The sequence below is a fragment of the Pseudomonas sp. K5002 genome (assembly GCF_013386655.1).
Lineage (GTDB): Bacteria > Pseudomonadota > Gammaproteobacteria > Pseudomonadales > Pseudomonadaceae > Aquipseudomonas.
Window position 1 is genome coordinate 1 of the sequence record NZ_JACARK010001014.1, and the last position, 3,514, is coordinate 3,514.

The 3,514-nt window shown below is 61.8% G+C and carries 2 protein-coding genes and 1 pseudogene; 2 read left to right on the forward strand and 1 reads right to left on the reverse strand.

Annotated features, from left to right (window positions below; genetic code table 11):
- The coding region (locus HX846_RS32575) for a bifunctional hydroxymethylpyrimidine kinase/phosphomethylpyrimidine kinase (RefSeq protein WP_178966988.1) at nucleotides 1-377 on the reverse strand (377 nt) is incomplete at its 3' end.
- Between the two features lie 286 nt (nucleotides 378-663).
- On the opposite strand from HX846_RS32575, the gene HX846_RS32580 reads away from it, so the two are divergent.
- Together HX846_RS32580 and HX846_RS32585 are read left to right on the forward strand one after the other, a co-directional pair.
- The gene (locus HX846_RS32580; RefSeq protein ID WP_008436587.1) at nucleotides 664-3,042 is read left to right on the forward strand and encodes a hybrid sensor histidine kinase/response regulator; all 2,379 of its coding nucleotides are present in this window, start codon (nucleotides 664-666) and stop codon (nucleotides 3,040-3,042) included.
- A gap of 88 nt (nucleotides 3,043-3,130) precedes the next feature.
- Nucleotides 3,131-3,514, forward strand: a pseudogene (locus HX846_RS32585) (DNA alkylation response protein); the annotation flags it as partial.

Below are 3,514 nucleotides of genomic sequence, written 5' to 3' on the forward strand. Positions count from 1 at the left end.
CCGACCTCGTCCTTGCCCAGGCTGCCGCCGCCGCCGGCACGCAGCACCGGGTCGCAGACCACCGGCAAATGCGGGTGCGCCTTGAGCAGTTCGACCACGGTGTCGACCATCTCCAGGGAACCGAGCATGCCCAGTTTCACCGCGGCCACTTCGGAGTCACCGAGCACGGCGTTGGCCTGGGCCAGCACCCACTCGCGATCCAGCACGCGGAAATCGCTGACGTTGACGGTGTTCTGCACAGTCAGCGCGGTGACGGCCGGGGCCGCATGACAGCCCTGGGCGAGCAGGGCTTCGATATCTGCCTGCAAGCCGGCGCCACCACTGGGATCATGGCCGGAGAGACAGAGGACAACGGGGCGAGAGCTGTAGATATTCATGGTGCGCGAGCTTACCACCAAACGCTTTTTGGGTGGCTGTCGGGCGATGGTTGAATTTTTAGCGGAGGGGACGGCGGAAGTGGCTGTTTGCTATCATCGTGAAATACAGGTCAAATGCCCTGTAATGCCCGATCTAGAGCCTTTCAAAAAATTATTTCAATGGTGTCTTTTGGCCTGTAATGGCTATGCTAGAGTGGATTCAAACCAATAACTGTATCGCCGGTTTACGTCTGCTCAAAAGGAATGGAGGCTTTTGACATAACCGGACAGGTCACGCTGGGGCTCTATGCGCTATTTGCTGATGTTACTGTTGACCGGGCTGCCGATGCTGGCCGGCGCAGTCGAGTTCAACGAGACCACCACGCGGTTGCCTCTGGGCCAAGTGATGCAAGTCCTTGAGGACCCCAGTGGCGCCCTGACCATTGGCGATATCAGCTCGCCGGTCCTCGCCAGTCGTTTCAAGACCCACGACAAAGCCACATTGAATGCCGGCTATTCGCGCTCGGTGTTCTGGCTCAAGGTCGATTTGCATTACCGTGCACAGCGCCCGGATGCCCCGCGCCGCTGGCTGCTGGAACTGGCTTACCCGCCGTTGAACCAACTGGAGCTGTACGAGCCTGACAGTGTCGGCAACTATCGACTGGTGTCGCGCACCGGCAGCATCCTGCCGTTTTCCAGCCGCGAAATCCGCCAGAGCAACTACCTGTTCAAGCTCGACTTCGTCCCTGGCCAGCAGGAAACCCTGTACCTGCGCCTGCAAAGCCAGGGCTCGATCCAGGCACCGCTGACCCTCTGGTCCACCACCGCGTACCTCGAAGAACAGCCATTGCGCCTGTACGTGCTGGGTGTGATCTACGGCGTGTTGCTCGGCATGCTGATCTACAACCTGTTCATCTACCTGAGCGTGCGCGACACCAGCTACCTCTATTACATCCTCTATATCGCCTCGTTCGGCCTGTATCAGCTGTCGGTGAACGGTGTGGCCGTGCAGTATTTCTGGCCGAATAACCCGTGGTGGGCGAACGCGGCGGTGCCCTTCCTGATCGGTTCGGCGGCGCTGTTCGGCAGCCTCTTTGCCCGCAGTTTCCTGCACACCGCGCTTTACAGTCGCTGGATCAACCGGCTGTTGCTGGCCCTGGCGGTCAGCGGCGGGGTGGTGATGGTGCTGGCCCTGTTCACCAGTTATGCGCTGGCGCTGCGCCTGGCCACCGCCCTGGCGCTGGTCTTTACCGTGACCATCTTCGTCGCGGCCATCAAGGCCTGGTATTGCGGCCAGCGCATGGCGCGCTACTTCATCATCGCCTGGACCGCGTTCCTGCTGGGCGGTGTAGTCAATACGATGATGGTGCTGGGCTACCTGCCCAATGTGTTCCTCACGATGTACGCCAGCCAGATCGGCTCGGCACTGGAAGTGGCCTTGCTGTCCCTGGCGCTGGCCGACCGGATCAATTCGATGCGCGAGCAACAGGCGCAAATCCTGTTCGACGCCAGCCAGAAACTCGAAGTGCTCAACACGCAACTGGCCCACAGCAACCAGCTCAAGGATGAATTCCTCGCCACCTTGACCCACGAGCTGCGCACGCCGATGAACGGTGTGATCGGCTCCCTGGAATTGATGCAGACCGAGCCGCTGCCAGGCGACCTCGCGCAGTACCATCAAACCGCCTCCGGTGCGGCCCGCGAGATGATGCGCATGGTCAACGGCATCCTCACCCTCACCGAATTGCAGGCCGGGCGCCTCAGCCCGCAACCCCAAGTGTTCAGCCTGCGTGGGCTGCTCGACACCTTGCGCCAGCAGTTCGCGGCCAGCGCCCAGAACAAAGGGTTGGCGTTCTCCATTGATCTGGCAGAAGACCTGCCGGACCGCATCAACGGTGATCCTGGCAAGCTGGCGCAATGCCTGGATTGCCTGTTGGACAATGCCTTCAAGTTCACTCACGAGGGCTCGGTGCGTGTACGGGTGGTCGGTGTACCCCAGGCGGATGGAACGCTGCGCCTGACCTTCATTGTCACTGACACCGGCATCGGCTTCGCCTACCTCGATGAGGCGACCCTGTATCAGCGCTTCTTCCAGCTCGATGGCTCGACCACTCGCCAATACGGCGGCATGGGCATTGGCCTGGCGATCTGCCGGCAATTGATCGAGTTGCTCGGTGGGCGCCTCACCCACAATTCCGAGCCGCGGCGCGGCAGTCGCTTCCAGCTGGAACTTGCAGTCAGCCCCGTCCAGCCAGAACCCGCTGCCGTGCGGCGAGTACCGCAGGCGCAACGCACGCCGCAGGAGTGCACGGTGCTGCTGGTGGACGACAACAGCGTGGCGCAACTGGTGGTGCGCGGCATGTTGCTCAAGCTCGGTTATCGGGTGAAAACCGTCGACAATGGACCGGCCGCCCTGGCGTTGCTGCAGAGTCAAACCTTCGACGCAGTGTTGCTGGATGTGCCGGAGGGCGGCTTTTCGCTGTGCTGCCAGATCCGTGCGTTGCCCGGCTGTGGTGAGCTGCCGGTGATCGCCTTGAGCACCTCGTTACAAGCCCCGGAACGCGAGCGCTGCCACGGCGTGGGTATCACCGACCGAGTGGCCAAGCCGGTACGTTTCGAGGCCCTGCAACGGGTGCTGCAACTGCGGTTGTTGCATATGGTTGAGGGTGAAAGCGCCGCCAATTAGGCGTTTATGCCACTTTTTTAACCCGGGTGACGGTGCTTAACTGAAATTCAGGCCTCAATGAACGTGGCCTTTTTTCAGGAGGCCCGTCATGCACCTGCACCAGTTCGCCGAAACCCACGACGTCACCAACCAGCCACCGTCCCTGGACGGCACCAACCTGTACCGTATCGACTTGCCGCTGCAAGACTGGTCCCGGCGCTTCGGCGCCGGCTGGGCCGAGCAGCGCATCGACACCTATGGTGCGCTGGCGGGCGGGCCGCTGATGGAAGCCGGGTTCCTGGCCAACCAGAACAAACCGGTGTTCAACAGCCATGACCGGTTTGGCCATCGCATCGACCTGGTGGAGTTTCATCCGGCCTACCACGAACTGATGCGCACCGCCGTCGAACACGGCCTGCCGTCGTTGCCGTGGGCCCATCCGCAATCCGGCGCCCATGTGGCCCGTGCGGCGATGACCTACCTGCACAGCCAG